The 20,667-nt window shown below is 45.9% G+C and carries 18 protein-coding genes; 2 read left to right on the forward strand and 16 right to left on the reverse strand.

What is annotated here, in order from left to right:
* Positions 1–37 precede the first annotated feature (37 nt).
* Complete coding sequence (locus OU793_RS15540) at positions 38–1,909, reverse strand: methyl-accepting chemotaxis protein (protein WP_159404067.1); 1,872 nt, start codon at positions 1,907–1,909, stop codon at positions 38–40.
* Positions 1,910–2,135: 226 nt separating this feature from the next.
* Positions 2,136–3,707, reverse strand: coding sequence for a BCCT family transporter (locus OU793_RS15545; protein WP_005458059.1), 1,572 nt, complete (start codon positions 3,705–3,707; stop codon positions 2,136–2,138).
* Between the two features lie 394 nt (positions 3,708–4,101).
* Here OU793_RS15545 and cosR point away from each other — a divergent pair, with 394 nt between their 5' ends.
* Complete coding sequence (gene cosR / locus OU793_RS15550; RefSeq protein ID WP_005494763.1) at positions 4,102–4,578, forward strand: MarR family transcriptional regulator CosR; 477 nt, start codon at positions 4,102–4,104, stop codon at positions 4,576–4,578.
* Between the two features lie 37 nt (positions 4,579–4,615).
* Here cosR and OU793_RS15555 read toward each other — a convergent pair whose 3' ends face one another.
* From OU793_RS15555 to OU793_RS15580, 6 genes are all read right to left on the reverse strand, one after another.
* Positions 4,616–5,254 (reverse strand): response regulator transcription factor, encoded by a 639-nt coding sequence (locus OU793_RS15555; protein ID WP_005458063.1) that lies wholly within the window; start codon positions 5,252–5,254, stop codon positions 4,616–4,618.
* Positions 5,238–6,602 carry a cache domain-containing protein gene (locus tag OU793_RS15560; protein WP_025555770.1) on the reverse strand — a complete coding sequence of 455 codons (1,365 nt, stop codon included), beginning with the start codon at positions 6,600–6,602 and terminating at the stop codon, positions 5,238–5,240. The genes OU793_RS15555 and OU793_RS15560 overlap by 17 nt, the downstream gene beginning before the upstream one ends.
* A 114-nt stretch (positions 6,603–6,716) precedes the next feature.
* The gene (locus OU793_RS15565) at positions 6,717–8,003 is read right to left on the reverse strand and encodes a TRAP transporter large permease subunit (protein ID WP_005483284.1); all 1,287 of its coding nucleotides are present in this window, start codon (positions 8,001–8,003) and stop codon (positions 6,717–6,719) included.
* 12 nt (positions 8,004–8,015) lie between these two features.
* Positions 8,016–8,555, reverse strand: coding sequence for a TRAP transporter small permease subunit (locus OU793_RS15570; RefSeq protein WP_020838784.1), 540 nt, complete (start codon positions 8,553–8,555; stop codon positions 8,016–8,018).
* A 183-nt stretch (positions 8,556–8,738) separates the two neighbouring features.
* Positions 8,739–9,827, reverse strand: a complete 1,089-nt coding sequence (locus OU793_RS15575; protein WP_005483136.1) for a TRAP transporter substrate-binding protein — start codon at positions 9,825–9,827, stop codon at positions 8,739–8,741.
* 487 nt (positions 9,828–10,314) lie between these two features.
* The gene (locus OU793_RS15580; protein ID WP_005490722.1) at positions 10,315–10,704 is read right to left on the reverse strand and encodes a hypothetical protein; all 390 of its coding nucleotides are present in this window, start codon (positions 10,702–10,704) and stop codon (positions 10,315–10,317) included.
* Between the two features lie 270 nt (positions 10,705–10,974).
* On the opposite strand from OU793_RS15580, the gene OU793_RS15585 reads away from it, so the two are divergent.
* On the forward strand, positions 10,975–11,640 hold the full coding sequence (locus tag OU793_RS15585; RefSeq protein ID WP_005457834.1) for a DUF2982 domain-containing protein: 666 nt from the start codon (positions 10,975–10,977) through the stop codon (positions 11,638–11,640).
* A gap of 20 nt (positions 11,641–11,660) precedes the next feature.
* Here the strand turns inward: OU793_RS15585 and OU793_RS15590 are convergent, their stop codons facing one another.
* From OU793_RS15590 to ribA, 8 genes are all read right to left on the reverse strand, one after another.
* A complete protein-coding gene (locus OU793_RS15590; protein ID WP_020840953.1) occupies positions 11,661–12,317 on the reverse strand; it encodes an MBL fold metallo-hydrolase in 657 nt (218 codons plus the stop codon).
* Positions 12,318–12,413: 96 nt separating this feature from the next.
* On the reverse strand, positions 12,414–12,962 hold the full coding sequence (locus OU793_RS15595; protein WP_005457820.1) for a DUF882 domain-containing protein: 549 nt from the start codon (positions 12,960–12,962) through the stop codon (positions 12,414–12,416).
* Positions 12,963–13,144: 182 nt separating this feature from the next.
* Positions 13,145–14,686, reverse strand: coding sequence for a murein L,D-transpeptidase (locus tag OU793_RS15600; RefSeq protein WP_024702487.1), 1,542 nt, complete (start codon positions 14,684–14,686; stop codon positions 13,145–13,147).
* A gap of 152 nt (positions 14,687–14,838) precedes the next feature.
* A complete protein-coding gene (locus OU793_RS15605; RefSeq protein ID WP_031820295.1) occupies positions 14,839–15,921 on the reverse strand; it encodes a DUF1513 domain-containing protein in 1,083 nt (360 codons plus the stop codon).
* Positions 15,902–16,939 carry an imelysin family protein gene (locus OU793_RS15610; protein WP_140103997.1) on the reverse strand — a complete coding sequence of 346 codons (1,038 nt, stop codon included), beginning with the start codon at positions 16,937–16,939 and terminating at the stop codon, positions 15,902–15,904. The genes OU793_RS15605 and OU793_RS15610 overlap by 20 nt, the downstream gene beginning before the upstream one ends.
* 10 nt (positions 16,940–16,949) lie before the next feature.
* On the reverse strand, positions 16,950–18,332 hold the full coding sequence (locus OU793_RS15615) for a di-heme oxidoredictase family protein (RefSeq protein WP_180793940.1): 1,383 nt from the start codon (positions 18,330–18,332) through the stop codon (positions 16,950–16,952).
* An 84-nt stretch (positions 18,333–18,416) separates the two neighbouring features.
* The gene (locus OU793_RS15620) at positions 18,417–19,679 is read right to left on the reverse strand and encodes an imelysin family protein (RefSeq protein WP_193237425.1); all 1,263 of its coding nucleotides are present in this window, start codon (positions 19,677–19,679) and stop codon (positions 18,417–18,419) included.
* A 176-nt stretch (positions 19,680–19,855) separates the two neighbouring features.
* Positions 19,856–20,512, reverse strand: a complete 657-nt coding sequence (ribA, locus tag OU793_RS15625; RefSeq protein WP_236578032.1) for a GTP cyclohydrolase II — start codon at positions 20,510–20,512, stop codon at positions 19,856–19,858.
* Positions 20,513–20,667 lie beyond the last annotated feature (155 nt).

Genomic DNA, 20,667 nt, shown 5'->3' on the forward strand with positions numbered 1-20,667 from the left:
CCTATCGGCTCCTTTTGTTTTTTAGTCAAACTGAGAATTACAGTTTAAAACGTTTGATCTCTTGCTCAAGCTCGTGAGACAGCTCAGATAGGTGCGCTGCTGAGTGAGCTTCTACAGAAAGCTCGTTCGATACGTCGCGGATGCCTTCTGTGTTACGAGTGATTTCTGTTGTTACAGATGCTTGCTCTTCCGCCGCAGACGCAATTTGCGTTGCCATGTCGCTGATGCGCTCTACCGCACTGTGGATTTGCGTCAGGCTCGCTGCTGCAGAATTCGCGTCATCCACACTGGTATCAGCCAAACGACGACCATCTCCCATGATATCAACCGCTTTCTTGGTTGTACCTTGAAGCATTTCGATCGTTTCTTGGATTTCTTTCGTCGATGCGTGAGTACGTTGGCTCAATACGCGAACTTCGTCAGCAACAACCGCAAAACCACGACCTTGATCGCCTGCACGCGCCGCTTCGATCGCCGCGTTCAGTGCCAACAAGTTAGTTTGCTCTGCAATGTCTTGAATCGTCGATAGAATCGTGTTGATGCTATTACCGTGCGCTTCAAGTTCTTGGATAACATTTGTCGCGACTTGAACTTCTTGCGCCAGATTCTGGATAGAGCCTTGCGTTTGATTCACTTGGCTAGACCCGTGAGCACATGCTTGCACCGCTTCTTCAGAGCTATGCGCTGTGCTGTCTGCGTTACCCGCAATCTCTTGCGTTGCTGCTGCCATTTCATTAACCGCAGTCGCAACCATGTTGATTTCGTCTTGCTGGTAAGAAATACGCTGGCTACGTTCTTCCGCTTGCTGTGCCGTTGTACGTGCTTGCTCAGAAAGTGAGGCAGAAACTTGGCTTAGCTTGGTAACCATCGTGTGCATGTTACCCACAAAGCGGTTGAAGTTCTCAGCCAGTTTGCCCACTTCATCGTCACTGCGAGGTTCTAGGCGTTGAGTAAGGTCGCCCTCACCAGATGCAATTTCTTCCAATGCATCAGACACGCGGCCTAGGTCACGGAACAAGAAGCCAACCAACCAAGATACCGCAAGAATCACAACGATGGTGATCATCACAGCGGTGATCAGCAGGTCACGAAGCAGTACTGCATGGCCTGCTTCTTCTGTTGCGCGATCCATTTCAATCGCGAACATCCAATGCGTGCCAGGTACTTTCTTGAAGTAGTAAAGCTTCTCTTGACCTTTCAGCATCGTGCTTTCAATCTTGCCTTCTGCTGCCGCACGCTCAATAGCCTCTTCTGAAAAGTCTTTTAGAAAGCTGGTGATAGGCTTAAGCGTTAGGCTTTTATCTGGGTGAGCAAGGAACGTACCTTCGTTCATATCAATCAACATTGCGTGCGCATTTTCACCCGCATCAAGATTGATTACGTCATCGATCAGCTGATCAATAAGTACGTCAGCACCCACTACACCGATAAACTTGCCGTTTTTCATTACTGGTTCAGCAATGGTCACTAGCAATGCGTTAGTGATAGCGTCTTGGTATGCTTCTGTGATGATCTGCTTACCTGCTGCATTGGCATCTTTATACCAAGGACGAGTACGCGGATCGTAGTCAGCACGGTTGCGCTCTGGGTGAGAACGGTACATATCTCCGTTTGGTGTACCCAAGAAGATGTCGTCAAAGCCACCAGCTTTGCGTGCTTGCTGTAGGAAAGGAACAACGTCTTGCTCTGTCGAGTAGTCGTTGAATGCGCTTGCAATATCCTTACGGATATTAACCCAGTCCGAAATACCTTCTGACGCTGTGGTACTTAGACTTTGTGCTCGTGAATAGACACCTGAACGAGTCTGATCAAATAATTGACCAGCCGACAACCAAGTAAGTGCTGTTGCCATCACAACAACAGCAGAAAGGCTTGCGCCTATTAGCTTTTGTTTTAATGATATTTTCATAATTATAATTGAGTTGGGAGAACAGTTAAGGTGGGTGAATATTACACACTTTTTCACGACTATTCACTAATTTTTAAAAAACAAAATAGCGCATTAACTCTTTGTAAAATATGGACTTTTACGTGTCATTTTTTTGTCTAGCGTCAGAAAAACCGCACAAAAAAAGCCAGCAGGGTGCTGGCTTCTTAATTACTTGTTATTTAAGCAAATTTATAAAATTAATGGATTATTGACGCTCTGTCTTCATCCCCATCAATAAACTTACACACATTGCTAGCAATATAAAGGTAAATGGCAGTGCTGTAGAAATGGCGCCCGCTTGTAACGCTTGTACCGCTTCTGAGCCACCAATCCAAAGCAATGCAACCGCAATCGCACCTTCCATAAATGCCCAGAAAACACGTTGCAATACAGGCGCATCGACTTTACCACCCGCCGTAATGCTGTCGATAACTAGCGAGCCAGAGTCTGAAGAGGTGATAAAGAATACCAATACCAGAACCACAGCAATGATCGACAATATGTTGCCAAATGGCAGCACATCAAACATTTGGAACATCGCCAGTGATACGTCGGTCAGACCGTTTGCGCCTAACTCGCCTACTTTGTTGACGACTTGATCAATCGCCAGACCACCAAATACCGACATCCAAACCACGGTGACTACTGTCGGAACAATCAGTACCGCTGTGATGAACTCACGTACTGTACGGCCGCGTGAAACGCGAGCGATGAACATACCAACGAATGGTGACCAAGAGATCCACCAAGCCCAGTAGAATACCGTCCAGCCTTGGAACCAAGCTTCGTCGGTACGACCAAACGGGTTACTCAATGGAATGATGTTTTCTACGTACGCCATTAACGTTGTTGGGATCGAGCCTAAACTCGCCGCCCAGCCAATCAAACCAACAAGGATAAGCAGCAAAAACGCTACAACCATGTTGATGTTACTGATCACTTTTACGCCGCCGTCGATACCGCGAACAACAGAAACCACTGCGAGCAGAGTAACCACAGTGATAACGACAATTTGCAAACCTAAACCAGGTTCAACACCAAATACATGGTGAATACCACTTGCTGCCTGCTGAGCGCCCAAACCAAGTGATGTCGCTAGACCAAATAGCGTGGCAAGTACTGCAAGAATATCAACGATATGGCCAGCCCAGCCCCAAGCGCGATCGCCCAATAATGGGTAAAAGATCGAACGCATTGATAGAGGCAACCCTTTGTTGTAGGTGAAAAATGCAAGTGAAAGTGCCACAACGCCGTAAATTGCCCAAGGGTGAAGACCCCAATGGAACATCGTCGCGCCTAGCGCCAAACGTGCGGCTTCTGGTGAGTTTGCTTCTACGCCAAGTGGCGTTTCGTACCAACCAGTGAAGTAAGCCACTGGTTCTGCCACACTCCAGAACATCAAACCAATACCCATACCGGCTGCGAACAACATCGCGAGCCAAGACATGAATGAATAATCAGCGACGGCATCTTTACCGCCTAAGCGTATTTTCCCGAGCGGCGACACAATCAACGCTAAGCAGAAAATAACGAAAATGTTACCAGCGATAATAAACAGCCAGTCGAATGAACCAATGATCTTCCACTTAAGCCCATCCAATGCCGTCTTCGCGGTATGAGCATCTAGAACTAATGCTGCGACAAGAAACAGTGCAATAAAGCCTGCACTAATACCAAAAACTGGGTTATGAACATCAAAGCCCCACTTTTGAACGTTGTCTTGACCTACCGTATAGTCGGTACTGTCAATACTGTACTTATCTATACCCTTTGTCATCGTTCCTCTCTATTTTTGTATTATTTTTTCCGCACCAAACAAAAAATCGTTCGAACACGATACGTTTTACATTCCGTGAAAGCGGAAGATCCTATCATTTGAGGCGTTTTTGTCTATCTTTTGCTGTTAAAAAATCCAATAACTTACTTTTCAGTCGGTAATTTGCATTACAAAAGCGCAAATCTCCACACCATTAATTAGACCACAAACAATTATTGCTATAATAATTTTAGGTCTTTCTGTTTCAGTTGCACGAGCGAATAAAAAGAAATCACCAAAGACAAATAAATAGTTGAAAAATGTCGACCTAAATTTTGACTGCAGCCCTTTAAATAACAGCGCATTTGAGTTAGTGTCGCGTCGTTACATGTTCCCTACAGACTGGATGAAAAAATTGGAAAAGTACGAAGAAGTATTGGTCTCGATTCGTCAGATCATCCGCGCTATTGATTTACATTCTAAAAAGCTGAGCAAAGAGTCGGGATTGACCGCTCCGCAATTGATTTTGATGCGTGCTATCAATGAGTTAGATAACGTGACTATCAAGCAGTTGTCTAACCACACCAATATGAGTCAAGCAACTGCGACCACGATTTTGGACAGATTAGAACGCAATCAACTCGTTGAGCGTCGTCGTAGCGTTGAAGATAAACGTAAGGTACATGCGGTACTTACCGAGAAGGGCGAAGAAGCTCTGAGACAGGCGCCAACTCCGCTGCAAGAACACTTCATCAATCGATTCCAAAAATTGGAAGAGTGGGAACAAACATTGCTGCTTTCTTCTGTCCAGCGCATCTCCACCATGATGAACGCAGAAGACATCGATGTAGCGCCTCTTCTAGAAATCGGCAGCATCACCAAACCAGAATAATCACCTCTTTAAGTGCTCGTATTAAACGGGCACTTTTTTATTCCGTCAGCCCCGTTTCAAATGCGTATTTGGCTAATTCCGCTGTCGAATGCAGATCTAATTTGTGTTTGATATTGTGACGATGCGTTTCTACTGTTCGATAGCTGATATTGAGTAACGTCGCGATTTTCTTACTGCTATTGCCTTGTGCCACCAACCTCAAGACCGCCTCTTCTCGTCGACTAAGCGGATTGGGTTTGTGATGGGCGGGTTTGATTTCTTGCGTAAAGAGCGTCTGAGTTACGGACTCGCAAAAATAGGTTGAACCTTGGTTCACGGTTTTGATGGCTTGCACCATTTTCTCGGCTGAAATTTCCTTGAGCATGTACCCCACCGCCCCTGCCTGCATCACTTTCATGATGTATTCGCGGTTATCATGCATCGTAAGCATGAGAATTTTACTCTCTGGTAATTCCTCCTTAATCACACCTGTTGCTTCGATGCCATTCATGATTGGCATGCTGATGTCCATAAGCACAACATCCGGTCGCAAATGCTTAACGACCTCAATCGCTTCCAAGCCGTTGCTTGCCGTGCCAATCACATCAATGTCCGGCTCCAGCTCTAAACGCGCGATAAATCCATCTAACACCACTTGGTGATCATCGACGATCACCACACTAATCGGTTTGTCCATAAACTAATTCATCCAAATTCAAAAGCACGGTAATTTCCGTGCCTAAACCAAGCTCACTCATGAGTTCGAACTCGCCACCAATAAACTCCACACGTTCTTGCATGTTGCGCAAACCAATCCCTTGGCGATGCACAGCTTGGTTGACGACAAACCCTGCGCCATCGTCTCTAATGAGTAATTGCAGCATATTGCCCATTTTTTGCAAAATAACCGTCACTTTTTTCGCTTTTGCATGCTTTTCAATGTTATTTAGCGACTCTTGCGCAACTCGGTACAGTGTTGTTGCGACTTCGGAGGTCAGCTTGTGCTGTTGAGTGTCAAAATGGCTGTCGATATCAATTCCAGAGTGTGAATGGAAATCTTGCAGCAATGTCGTCAACGCAGCTTCCAAACCGATATCATCCAATGCGCTTGGGCGAAGTTGATGGGAAATGTGCCGCACTTCATTAATTGCCGTCACCAAAGAACGTTGTGATTTGTCGAGATGTGACTTGAGCTTTTCATCTTGCAATCGATGGCTCATTAAATCCAAATGACATTTACTCGATACCAGAAGCTGATTGATCCCATCGTGCAACTCGCGCGCTAAATGTTTCTTCTCATCTTCTTGAAACATCACCGTTTTGTGAGCAAGTTCTTTGAGGTTTTTATCTGCAAGTCGATGCTCATGTAAATTGATGGCTAACGTCAGCACAATGATCACCGCCACGGTGACCACCAAAATCACCACCACGGAAAAAAACGTGGTCTCGATGTTTTTGTTCACCGCAGCACGCATGTTCGCGACTTCTTGGCTAACATCTTCAATGTAAAGACCAGTGCCAATCATCCACTCCCATTTATCCAACCATGCGGCGTAACTGAGCTTGGGTACAATGTCGCCAGTCGAGGGTTTCTGCCACAAGTATTGGTGAAAGCCGCCTCCGGATTGCGCTTGGTAAAGCAACGCTTCTATAAGCCTGTCGCCATTTTCGTCTTCTAGGTGAAGTAAGTTCTCCCCAACCAATTCAGGAAGAACGGGATGTACGAGGTTAGTGCCGTGTTTATCGTAAGCAAAGAAGTACCCGTCAGAGCCGTAAGTTAGGCGATTGAGAATGGCCTTCACTCGAGCTTTAGCGACACGTTCTTCAATCGTCGAATCGTTGTAAATGTGGGAAATGGCATCAAATGCGACATCAACGGTATCTTTGAGCGCCGCTTCTTTGGATTGAATGAGGTTTTGATGGAAGATCTCTACCTCTCGTTGACCCAATGTTTTGGCCTGATAAATGGAAATCCAACTGATGCTTGCCGACACTAAAACCACCGGAATCAGTGTCAGCAAAATTAACTTGGCTTTGAGAGGCATCCTTCCCTCCATGAAACGCTGCCCAACGGGTCAATATGCCCCAAGAGCAGCTTAACAACTTGTCTCAAAAGGTGAAGACTCTCAGCTCACAAAATCTCTTTTATTCCTTACTCATTACCCCATGCCGTAGAAACTTGGGAAAAACAGTAAGGAGGCAAGGACGAGAATTTGAATCGCAATGAATGGCATCACGCCACGATAAATATCCCGTGTAGTCACGCCTGCAGGCGCAACCCCTTTCAAATAGAACAAGCTGAAGCCAAATGGCGGTGTTAAGAAGGAGGTTTGTAAGTTCATCGCGATGAGAATAGCAAACCACGTCATGTTGATGCCGAGCAGCTCAGCAACCGGTGCGATAATAGGAACGATGATGAAACAGATTTCAACGAAATCGATAAAGAAGCCCAGAATCAAAATCACAATCATCGTAATGATCAAGAAGCCCCACTTCTCACCCGGGATCTGCAACATCCATTCTTCGACCAGATAGTCACCGCCTGTATACGTAAACGCCATCGAGAACGCCGTCGCACCCAGCAAAATCGCGAACACCATCGCGGTCACTTTAACTGTCTCTTTCGACGCATCGTAGACCATTGACCAACTAAATTGCTTGTACAGTACGGCGAGAACAATCGCCCCAGCCCCGCCCAGTGCTGCCGATTCCGTTGGCGTTGCAACACCGGCAAAGATCGAGCCCAACACAACAATGATCAACGCCAATGGTGGTAATACAGCTTTCAGCGCCTTGATCACTTCTTCCCTGCGGCTGAGTGACTCATCACGTTCAATCGGCTGCGCTGCTTCAGGGTTAAGCTTGGCGTAAATAAGGATGTAAACAACGTATGCACCCACTAGCGCGATACCCGGCCACACGGCCGCTTGGAACAAATCTCCCACTGGCACGCCAAGCACATCGCCGAGCAAAATGAGTACGATGGAAGGAGGAATAATTTGCCCCAACGTACCTGAAGCACAAATGGTTCCGCACGCGAGGCCTTTGTCATAGTTGTATTTGAGCATCACAGGCAGCGAGATCAACCCCATGGCAACCACAGATGCCCCCACTACGCCAGTCGATGCCGCAAGTAGCGCGCCCACCAGCACCGTCGAAATTGCGATGCCGCCACGGACGCCACCAAACAGACGCCCCATCGATTCCAGCAGCTGCTCTGCTAGCTTCGTTTTTTGCAGCACGAGCCCCATGAAAACAAACAGCGGTACAGCCATCAGCACCGTGTTTTCCATGATGGATTGAATTCGATATGGCATGAAGGCAAACATGTCCATGCCCTCTGCCCAAACACCAAAAATAAGAGCAATACCGCCGAATGTAAACGCGACGGGAAACCCGAGCAGTAGCGCAAAGAGCGCCACAAAAAACATCACTATACCGATCATAATGACTTCCTTTTACGACTTACCGTTGCTACCGGCATAGATAAGATGAGGGTTAACGATTTTATTGACTGAGTGCAGCAGCAAACCAACGCCACTCACCGCCATAAATAAGAAAGAAACCGGGATCATGCCTTTGATTATCCATCGATACGGCAAACCACCTGGGTCACCAGACGTCTCGCCCAAGGCATAACTCTCTTTCGCGAAATCAATACCAAACCATGCGACAAGCAAACAAAAAGGAAAGAGGAAAAACAGGGTGCCGATGATGTCGATGATGGATTGCGCTTTATATGACAGTCGCTCATAAAAAATGTCGACTCGGACGTGACCGCCGGATTTGATGGCATAAGGCACGCCAAGCAAAAAGACAGCAGAGAATAAGTGCCACTCCATTTCTTGAAACGCGATAGACACGTCGTTAAACACGTAACGCATCACAACGTCATACACCACGTTCAACAACAACAAAATGAAGAGGATGCTGGATAACCACCCCAGAAAATCACCAAAGCGATTGAAGATTCGCTCAATATAGATAAGGCTTCTCATTCCGAACTCCATGGAACGTGTGGGTTGGCTCCGCAGTATCTACGGAGCGTCTTCTCATTCCGAACTCCATGGAACGTGTGGGTTGGCTCCGCAGTATCTACGGAGCGTTTTTATGATTTTTATTTGAAATTTTTCTTGGGCTTCCTCGTCGGCCAAATCATACGATTTGGCCAGACCGAGTTTTTATTGCGCTTGGCTATTCAAGTACGCTCGGTGCGAGATGTTCGACCATGGACGAACTTGCTTAATGTAGTTCGCTTGAGATTCTTGAATCTCTTTTGCCAACGCATCTTCTTCAGCATGCTGTTTAAGCAGCTTGTCATTGGCAGCACGCAGCGCATCCATCACCTCAGGTGGGAAATCTTTTACTTCCACATTTGGGTACTCAGACTGAATAGATGCCCAGTTTTTGCCGCTTTCATGCTTCGATTGCGTGTACATGTCGTACGCAGCGGTTTTCATCGCGACTTGGAGAATTGCTTTCAGATCATCCGGTAGACGCTCCCAAGTTCGCTTATTGACGAGGAACTGAAGCTCAGTCGCAGGCTCATGCCAACCTGTGTAGTAGTAAGGCGCAATTTTGTGAAAGCCCATACGTAAATCCAAAGACGGACCTACCCACTCCAACGCATCGATAGTGCGACGCTCAAGTGAGGTATAAAGCTCACCCGGTGCAATGTTGGTTGGCTTCGCGCCTAATTCTGCCAAGATTTCACCCGCAAAACCCGGAATACGCATCTTCAACCCTTGCAGGTCATCGACCGACTTAATTTCTTTTTGGAACCAGCCACCCATCTGAACATCGGTGTTACCACCAGGGAAAGACATCAAATTGTGCGGAGAGTAAACCTTCTCCATCAACTCCATCCCGCCACCGTAGTAGAACCATGCGTATTGTTCTGTCGGCAACATTCCGAAAGGCATAGAAGTGAAGTAAAGCGTGTTTGGCACTTTGCCTTTCCAGTAATAAGACGCAGAGTGTCCCATGTCGTATTGGCCGGATTTCACCATGTCAAATACGCCAAATGGTGCTTTGTGTTTGTTCGCAGAGTCGATACGAATTTGTAGACGACCATTTGACATTTCCTCTGCCATTTTCGCCATATTTTTCGTCGTGTCGCCAAAGATTGGGAAGTTAGGCCCCCACGTTTCAGCCAGCTTTAGGCGATATACTTTTTCAGCAGCACTTGCAGAAGTTGCCACGAATGTCATCGCTGCCACTACGGCAGTCATTTTGAGCACTCGTTTCAAAGATTTTTGGATAAGACTCATCGTTCACGTCCTTTGTCACCAAGGTTATTGTTGTCATCCATTTCATACGGATTTGAAGTACGGCAAGCTGACCAGCACCATTCTCATGTCAAAACACGAGCCGAGTAGCGACGCTTGAAGTAACTTGGGTATAAAGATGTAACAATGTTGTCTAATTCGAAATGGGCGTGAACACGCAAGTTATCTTAGTATCAATAACCTGATTAGCCCTTAGTATTACGTATTTATACGTAGGAGATTAGATGGTGGTAATGTTATAACGCCTTAAATCATTAAGTTATGAATCAGGCATGAAAGGCATTATTTGGAAAGCTACTTACGTATTAACTTGCCAAAAAATTTACACAGTATTTAAAAAAATGTGACAAACGCCATTTTTGTATCGCTAAAATACACGCTTGTTTAGAAGGGAAAGTTAAGAAATTAGGGCAAAAAAATACCTCGGCGATCACCGAGGCATTGTATAAAAACAGAACAATAGCGGTAATTAAACTGCTTTGTAGATAACTTTGTTACCTGCCAACTGCTCTTTTTGAACTAGGTTTTCTTCAAGAAGCTTCTTCAGTGCGCCAGTAGCCCATGATGCTGCTTTAGCGTCTTCTTGACCCGCTGCTAAACCGATGCCTTTAGGGTTGATACCTTCAGCATTCGCTACAACGATGTCTAGTACTTGTTGTTGCTTAGGAGTAAGTGCAACATCAACAGTTTTCGCTGCAGCTACTTTCTTCTCAGCTACTGCTTTCTCCACAACAGGTTTTACTGCTGCTTTTTCCGCAACAGGCTTTGCTGTTTTTGGTGCTGCAGCTAGGTTTGCTACTGTCGCTTTAATGCGTTTTTGCAGTTTCATCTGCACTTTACGCTTATGAGCAAGTCTCATTGAATATTTCTCCAGTTCACTGCATCTCAGCAGGGATGAAAATTTGAAGCGCGTTTTATACCAAAATTTACAATCGATTTGTAGGTTTTAGCGGCGAAACGCTACGAAAAATGCGCTCAAAGCTTAGAACGTCTACTATTTAAACAGATCATTTGTGAACGGATTTATTGAATACTGGGTATAAAAACAGAGGTTTCGTTTTGATTAAAAGCATCAAGCTGCATATCAAGAAATCTCGATTTTATTTAGAGTATTCATTGAGGTATGAGCATGGAAACGCTGCATCTAACAAATTCACACTTCAAGTCTGATTCGCCAATCAACAGATTGATTTTGTTGCTGGTAGCGCTCATTACACTATTTCTTGTCGTGATTTCTCCGGGTTGGAAACAAGCAATGCTTTCCGTCATTTTGATGGCAATCATCGTCGGTTTCGCCGTCTTGATGATTAAGAAAAGCCAAGTCACTTTCACACTGACCGCCTCGCACTTTCAACAACACCTGTTTAAAGGCGGTTGGGTTGTCCGTTGGCGAAATATTGAGTCCATTGGTATATGCAGTTATCAACAAGACGGTTGGCATCAACCGCTCCCGTGGATAGGCATCCGCTTGAAGCACTATTCCCCTTACCTTGATGCAATTTGCCCGCGTATCGCGACGGAGATTTTACTTAGCCAACGCGCTTTGTTGTATTTGGGCGCAAGGCAGAACCATTGTGAAGAGAAATTTGAAGATATGGTGCTCGACCCACAACCGTACACTAGCAAAGCGGGAAAACAATACGACGGTTTGCAAGCCATGCTGGCGAATAGAATGAAGTATCAGAGAGAATTTTACGGCTATGATGTGTTTATTTCTGCCAGTGATTTAGACAGGGAAGCCGACGAATTTGTAGGGCTGACTCGGCGATACTTAGCGGCCGCCGAGCCAGAATAATAACGAGTACAGATAAGGCGCTAGTATAGTGGCATCTCGTCAGCAACAAACGGGTTGGTTTTGCGCTCGTGACCGAAGGTAGATTGAGGACCATGACCCGGTACAAATGTAACATCGTTACCTAGAGGCCAAAGTTTCTCTTTAATTGAACTAATCAACGTATTGAAGTCACCTTGAGGGAAGTCAGTACGACCAATGCTACCGTTAAACAGGACATCACCAACAAACGCTAAACGCGCTTCTTCACTATAAAGCACTACGTGACCTGGCGTATGGCCAGGGGTATGGATAACATCCAGCTTTTGATTACCAAAAGTGACAACGTCACCATCATTCAACCATTGATTCGGCTCAAATGCCTCAGTTAGAGGGAAACCGAACATTTTGCTTTGCCCTTCCAAACCTTGTAGCCAGAAGTTATCCGCTTTGTGCGGACCAACGATTTCAGTTCCGCCTAACAGCGCTGATAATGGCTCAGTACCGCCAACGTGATCTAAGTGACCATGGGTCAATACCAATTTCACCACATCAACACCCAGCTCTTTGATGAGCATTGCAAGCTGTTTTTCGTCACCGCCTGGGTCAACAACGATGCCTTTCATCGTTTCGTCACACCACACGATAGAACAGTTTTGAGAAAAAGAAGTCACTGGGACAACTTGGTATTTCAGAGCCATAGATAACCTATTACCGAATAAATTTGCGTTAAAACTGCCGCAACTATGACACTAACCCTAGGCGACTTCAAGACTTACGCCAGCCCTAAAATAGGCTTACCAACTGCGTACTGCACCCGTATCAATGTGGACAAAGTTGCTGCCCGGATAGTATCCAACACCACCAGCCTTCAAACTGATTGCCGCATCACGCACCGTAGACAGCTTTACACCATCGAGACGAAAATCAATCGCCTTCCCTTCCATGTGTAGACTCTTCTTAGCAACACCAGTAGAACCGCTGCGCAGGGACGCATTGGTCACAGGAGAACGGTAGCCAGAAATCACGATAACTTCGGATTCAGTACCGATGAGCTTTTGAATTTGGCTGATTTGATCGAACAGACGTTTATCCATTGGATGCACTTCATTACGGCGATGATCACGGCAGAACTCATTCAAACGCTGCAATTCTTTGCCGACGTAGCGATTGCCATCGAAGTAGCACGTCTCGAGAAGCTCACCCGTATTCAAGTTATTCATGGCTAACACGCGTGGTTCATCCGGAAGTGAAGCCCATGAAAGTGTAGGCATTGCAGACGCCAGTACGACACCACCAGCGGTCATTTTAAGGAAATCACGGCGAGAAAAATTACGACTTACCATAAACAAAAACACTGCTCAATTACTAAACAAAGAAAGCGGACGATACCGAAACCAATTTATCTCGTCAAATGCATAAATTGGTCCGGAATATCGAAGTCGCGCTGAATTTTTTGTTTACTTATTGAACAGAAAACGATTTTTTAGAATTGTAAATTTTCTTAAATTTACGAGCCATGGCAGGCTTAGCCTTGATGGTCGTATTTGTAGATGTCATCTCGGTAATACAGCGTACCTTCTTCCAACCAAGCTGTTTGGTAGATGATGTGTACCGGAATACGCTCCCCTAGTGGCACCGAAGTCGTTGATGAACGAGCGCTTTCCCGCTTTTTCTCTAAACGCTCTTCCAAACCTTGAGTTTTGAACAGAAGCTCTGCAAGTTGATCGGCGTTTTCTACTCGAACACAACCCGAGCTAAACGCCCTTCTATCTTGTTGGAACAAGTTTTTACTTGGAGTGTCGTGTAGATATATGGCTTGTGGGTTCGGCATGTTGAACTTGTACAAACCCAACGCATTGTGCGAACCAGAAGCCTGACGCATGCGGTACGGGAAGGTTCTTGGATTAACTGTTGCCCAGTTGATCGTGGTTGGATCGATGATTTCGCGCGAGGTCCAAGAACGGATGATTTGAATGTTATGTTCCATTAAATACATCGGATTGCGTTTCACTTTTGGAATAATGTCTTTCACCATGATTTTCCAAGGCACATTCCAAGTAGGATTTAAAATCACCGAATCTAGCGTTCCAGTCATGATTGGGGTTTTTCTTGAAGCTCGACCAACCACAACTTTTGATTCAAACAGTGGCTGACCATCATGCCAGTACGTAACTTCATAACCCGGCACGTTCACAAACACGACATTGTCTCGTTCTTTCGCCCAAATACGAGAACGCTCAGCATTCAATGCCAGCAAGTGCAAACGTTGTTGAGGAGAGAAGTTGATCCAACGAATGGTGTTCGGACCAATTACGCCATCTTGGTTCAAGCCATGAATACGCTGGAACTCTTTCACCGCCAGCTCCAAATTTTCATCGTATTGCGGTATTTCTGAATCGATGTAACTGACATCCACTCCGACGATCGCCATGCGTTCAACAAGGGTTGATTTGTTTTCTATCGGATCACCGACGCGCAACAGACCTTTTTGCTCATAGAAAGGATATTGATATTGCGAGAATTCAGAAAGCGAAGCAAATACCGTATTAAATGAGGCATCCATTTGCAAAGGCGAGCGCAAGCTGGCTAAAAACTGATCCAGCTTCCCTACCGTGATCTCATTGCTCAGTACCGATAGCGTATCCACACTAGGCGCAGGAAAGCTCACATGGGCTTTATTTGCAAACAACCAGTTAACGCCTTCTTGAGGAACCTGCTCAAGATAGCTGAGGTACATAAGGAGGGAATCGGTCATCACCAAATCGAAGTCAAGGTTGTCTCCTTTCCATCTTACTTGGTTAATACGATGCAGTTGGTTGTCAAACTCTTTAGAAACGTCAGCAAGCGCAACCAGCTTCATCTGAAAAATGAACTGTTCAACATCGCTCTCATTTTCCCAATTCAAACGGTAATTCGTACTTTGATAAAGTTGATCAATCACCGTTGGATAATGGATCATTTTTTCGACAGACAACTGCTCTACGGCCCCTTCTTGCTCCGTTTGGGCAGAAGCATCGAGAGAAACCACGGTAGAAAAGCTGCAAAACGGCACCATAAGTGCCGTCATTATTAAAACCCTAGCAAACACTGAAACGATCCTTGCGCTACTTGCCATAAAAAAAGTATGGCAAATATCTCACAGCTTGCAGGTTTAAAATTAAGAATCTGGTGACGAAATCGACAACAAATCTCTCAATAAGAGATTATTTATTGAACTTTTTAAATAATTCGTGACCAATGATTGTCCCATTGAACGCCGCTTGAGTATGCGTTTTTGAATTGCGAAGGTTTCTGTTCAACGACTTTTCCCGCTCCAGAACTGACGCGAAACTCATCGCCGTAAATCACCACACCAGACGCATCTGGCAGTGCATTCAGCTCCACCAGCTTGCCCGTTTCTTTAGACCAAATGCCATAACAACTGCCCGGAGGTGATGTTGCTAAAATCCAATCATTGGTTGCAGCAATACTGGCTATATAGTGATTAAAGCGTGCCCATTCTTCAGGTTCTGCTTGCAGTGTTTGCATCTCTCCTCCACGCGTATGCATGGCGAGCAAAGCAGGATATTCGTCAGGTTCTCCGCGATATTGCTGGCCGCACAACACCGTTTCTGAACCATCATGCGCAAGATGACGAATGCTCAGCTTATGATCCGGCAACGCAACTTGATCAAGCAACTCGCCGTTTTGCGAAAGGTAGCTCAAGCTTGGCGTCATGCTGTCCAAATTCAAAGGCTCACGACCATTAGTATGCACCCCACCCACACCAATCGCTAACGTGCCATCGGGCATCATGATCACTTCATGAGGCCCAATGCCGAATCCCGATAACTCAGCGATTTTTCGGTATTGGTTTTTAACATCGTAAACACCGATGATACCTCGGCTAGTGCCTCTTTCGCCTTCCGTAGCGAAGAGATAAAGACCATCGTGAGAATAAACGCCGTGGCCGTAAAAATGGCGCTCCGGTTTTGCCAGTTCCAACTTGAGCATTTGTTCTGTTCGATAGTCGAACACCATAAAGAAAGTGCCAGGACGTCGACCAAAAACAACCGCGTGGCCATGCTGATTGGTCGCCACGCCATGTCCACGTTCAGGGATAGGTAACGTCGAAATAGGCATTCCATGTTCATCAGCCACCACGGCAGCAAACTTATCTCGCCCGACAATGGAACAACCAATCAATGCGGGCTCTCGCTTTGTTGTCGCCGCACAACCAAACGGCAACACGGGAGTTGCCGCTCCTAACAATGCCGCTTTTAGAAGCGTTCGGCGGGTTTGATCAGTCACCATCGGTTGCATTAAACCCTATAACGACACCAAGCTCGATAGCCACCTCTTCATGGATGAGGTATTTAAGTTGTTCTAGCTTGTTGTATTGCGCGAGAACCAAACGATATCCGTCCACACTTTGTAGTGCAGAGAACAGGCTTTTATCTTCAGGCCAAGTCTCTAAAGCCATGTCAAACTGATACGCGACGCGATCCGCCAATTGCGTTTTACCTTGCGCCCTTAACAGCGCATCTAAACCTTTACCGTTCGCAAAATACAACTGATGCAAGCTTTCTAGGTTAGCTTTTAAGTTAGAGAGCGAGGTTTCTGAGCGCCAAGACTCCGAGAAGTAAGGACGAGGATGCCCTATCTTGGCTAGCGGACGGCTGAGCTTTTTCATGCTGTATTCTAGCTGGTTAGAAAGCAGCGAAATGTACTCCGATTCCCACTCTGTCTTTTGCAAAGACTTCCACGGGTTTTCAGCCCAAGAGTTAGCGATGATCTGTGCTTTATCGTGCAAGTTTTCGGCAATCGCAACACCTGATTCACACACATTGCTATTGGTGTTAAGCGTGGATGCATCATCATAAAGTAACCATTCCAACGCCCCCAGACCTTGCACAGTCACGCTTTGTGTCGAGATCTCTTCCACTGTCCAAACTTTATCGGCTTTAGTCAGCGCCGACATTTTACGCCCGGTGGTATTTTTTTTATCGGGCCAGAATTGTACGTTCCAGCTTTGCTCCAGCGCGGTCGCGGGGCCACGTTCCTGTCCTTGAAGCGCCATCCAAGCCAACATGGTGCTGTGCCATTGTTGTTGTACTGATTCCACGTCATTTTTCGGCGCCGAACAAAAATCAGCAAAGCTCTGCTCTAACTGCGAAGCTTGGCTTAAAAATGACTGTGCGGCATGAAACTCCACTTCGTAAACAGCTTGAGAAATATGGCTAGTTTGCTCAGGTTTTGCATCCGACGAGCTCGTTGTCGATTGGCAACCAACTAAGCTTAGCGTCGCAACAACAGCGCTCACTAATGTTGTTTTCTTCATGGTTGCATCCTTACAGAGAGTTCAGAAACGCGATCAATGCGTCACGTTCTTTTTGGTTCAGCGATAACACGTTTTGTTTCGCTTGTTCCGCTTCACCACCATGCCAAAGCACCGCTTCCATCAAGTTACGTGCTCGACCATCATGTAAGAAATACGTGTGACCGTTCACTTCTTCTGTGTAACCAATCCCCCAAAGTGGTGGCGTACGCCATTCACGGCCATTGGCAAGATATTCAGGTCGATGATCAGCAAGGCCCTCTCCCATGTCATGCAACAGCAGATCGGTATACGGGTGGATAAGTTGCTCTGAAAGCGCAGTCCGGTCTGCTCGTTTTGTCGTTTTTACACTGGTTTTATGACAGCTTTCGCACCCCGAAGCAGCAAAGATCTTTTGGCCAAGCTGGACAACAGGATCATTCACATTTCGACGAATCGGCACGGCTAAGTGTTGGCTGTAAAACTCTACGAAGTCGAGTATGTTTTGGCTTACTTCTGGCTTGCCGCCATTTGGCAACTCCTCACAAAGGGGTTGCTTCGCCGTGCAATTTTCATTCGGGAACAAGTGACTTGTTAGACCAACATCACCATTAAACGCGGCCGCATTTTGCTGCATCAATGTTGGTTGTCCTGCTTTCCATCCAAAACGGCCAAGCGAAAAGTCGCCTTTTTCGATGTCCCAAACTTTATTCACCTTGCCTGAGATGCCATCGTTATCACGGTCATTTTCGTCTGCCCACTTAAGCAACGTTTCATCAGGAATACTTTCTAGCAAACCTAAACCAATCATAGGTGGCGCGACACGAGCGGAAAACTGCGTATCAGGGTGCATGTCCCCATAACCTAAATCGGTAATTTTCAGCGTAGGCTTTCTCAACGTCACTTTTTTGCCATCTTTAAACTCAACGGGAACGTCCGTATAAGTAATAGCAATTTTGCCCTCCGGCGTTTGGTCTTGCAGAGCAAAATCTTGCAGTTGCCCACCATACGTAGGCTCCGGAATACCGCCATCCATGATGTAAGCTTTCTTCTGCTTTGGCGTCATCGCCGGGATACTCAAACGCACCAACATAGACACAGCATGAATGTCGTCTTTTTCAGGAGGATGCCCACGACCATCTTTTATGTGGCAATTCTGACAACCATTGGTGTTGAAAAGCGGGCCAAGACCGTCTCTAGCATCTGTAGTCGCTGGCGCTTGCACCCATGGGTTACGGAAAAAACTATTACCCACACTAAAATCAAGTCGCTTACTCATTGGCAAGTTCGTCGCGGGTAATGAATAGGCATTAGCACCGTCTTTTTTGACACTGGTGTTGCCACCAGACTTAACATCGTAAGCCATGGCAGAAGTCGAAAGGATCGCGGCAAAGGCGGAAAGTAGGTATGGCTTCATATCACTGCTCTTATATGAATGGATAACAACGAGCTCTAACGGCAAAAGGGCTCACGATGAGCCCTTGTTTATTATTATGTGTTCTTAAAACTCGTGGTCTGCGGTGTCTGGGCTTAGGCTATCGATGCCGACAATACCCGCTGCGCGCTCAATAGCACCTGTTTGTGCAACCAACGCCATGATGGTGTCGTTAACCAGAGCATTGCCTTGAGCATTACCCGCGGCAATAAGTTGGTCGAAATGCTGATTGTGTTTTTCAGCAGAAGTCACCAACTCGCCAACTTGACTGCGTGTTACGTCAAATTGCTTCTGGATTTCTTCAGCGGCTTTCTTATCTTCCTGAGCAACTAGGTTTGCGATACTTGGACCAGTAAGAACCGTGCCATCTTGGCGGCTGTATGTACCCGTATAAACGTTGTAGATACCTTGCTCGTTGTAGTAATGCGAGTTGTGCGTGTTATCCGAGAAGCAATCGTGCTCGTCTTCCGTAGAGTTCGCTTCTAGCGCAACTTTCATACGCTCACCAGCTAACTCACCCAAAGACAAAGAGCCCATACCAAACAGCATTTTACGTAGACCATTCTCTGCAGAACCTTTTAGTAGCTCTTGACGGTAGTTGCCTTTTTCATCAGCAGACCACTGTTTTTCCATCCATTCAAGATCTTGAACCAGTAGATCGACCGCGGCTTTTAAGTACTCACCGCGACGATCGCAGTGACCATTTGTACAACCAGAACCAACAACAAAGTCCGTGTACGCACGCTGACCTGCACCTGCATTTGTGCCGTTCAGATCTTGTCCCCATAGAAGGAATTCAATCGCGTGATAGCCCGTGGCTACGTTTGCTTCTGAGCCACCCACTTCGTTCAAGCTAGCAAGTAATTCTGGAGTAATTTTTGCCACGTCAAGCTTAGACGGGCCGATAGTTAGGCTTGTGTTGGCAATGATATTTGCCGCTGCACCTTCGTTACCAAGCTCATATTGGTAGTCAGCAGCTACATAATCGATAAGACCTTCGTCAAGTGGCCAGGCATTAAGTTGACCTTCCCAATCGTCGACTACTGCGTTGCCAAAACGGAAAACTTCAGACTGTTGGTATGGCACGCGGGACTCTAGCCAAGCTTGCTTAACGTCTTCAAGCTTTGCCTCAGATGGTGCTTTTAAAAATTCATCGATTTTCACTTCCAACGTTTTTGCCGTCGTCAGTGAGTCAGCAAATACGGCGTGAGCCACATCTGCATAATGTTCAACAACTTGTTGTTTTGTTACTTGAGCAGCAACGGTAGTACCACTGGCAATGAGGAGTGAAGCAGCAATAGATTGGACTAATACTGTTTTTGCATTCATCTGAAGCATCCTTGTTGAGCAATTCATTTGTTATATTCGTAGTGCTAATTATTCTTATTTGCACTTTTAGTCACGAGATAATACAAATTTACAATTTATTTGCAACTACAGATACAAAAAAAGCCTCATCACTGTGAGGCTTTTAACATTCATAATTGACAGTTTTCTCTTTAGGATTAAACCTTTAGGTTATGTTTGCCGTGAGAAACTTTCGCTCTAAGATAGTTTTCATTACCATCTTTAATGTGCGCCGAAGTATTGACAACTTCGACAATCTCAATTCCGTATTCCGCTAATTCACGGATTTTCTTAGGGTTATTGGTCACAAGACGAATTTTCTTGATACCTAACGCTTCTAACATTTGTGCCGCTTCGGTGAAGTCTCTTAAATCATCATCAAAGCCTAAATGGTTGTTTGCTTCGTAAGTGTTCATCCCCTGACTTTGCAGACGATACGCATCAATCTTGTTGTACAAACCGATACCACGGCCCTCTTGGCGAAGGTAAAGGATCACGCCGCCAGATTCGCCCATACGTTGGATCGTTTCTTCTAACTGCTCACCGCAGTCACAGCGAGATGAGTGGAAAACATCGCCAGTCAGACACTCGGAATGCATACGCACTAGCGGCGTGTCTTGCGTTTGATCCACTTGTTTAAAAATAACTGCCACATGCTCTTTATCTGTCTTAAGGCCACGGAAAGACAGGATCTCAGCATCGATATTACTTTTAGCCCCGACTTTAAAATCTACTCTGGCACGTACTTCCGCCATATCTATACTCACTCGATTTATTGCTTGATGCGCTTGATGCGTTTTTGTTATTGCATTCATGGGATTCACTTATTGCTCTTCAACTATGGGGATTGATACCGCATTTTTCAATGTTGAGATCACAATTGGGTTGATCTTATCCCCTTCCGCGAACAAAGACGATCACTTATCTTGCTGCGCTGATGAATTGTTATAGTATAACAATTTTATAAAAC

It is taken from the genome of Vibrio sp. VP6 (assembly GCF_028823755.1).
Taxonomy (GTDB): domain Bacteria; phylum Pseudomonadota; class Gammaproteobacteria; order Enterobacterales; family Vibrionaceae; genus Vibrio; species Vibrio parahaemolyticus.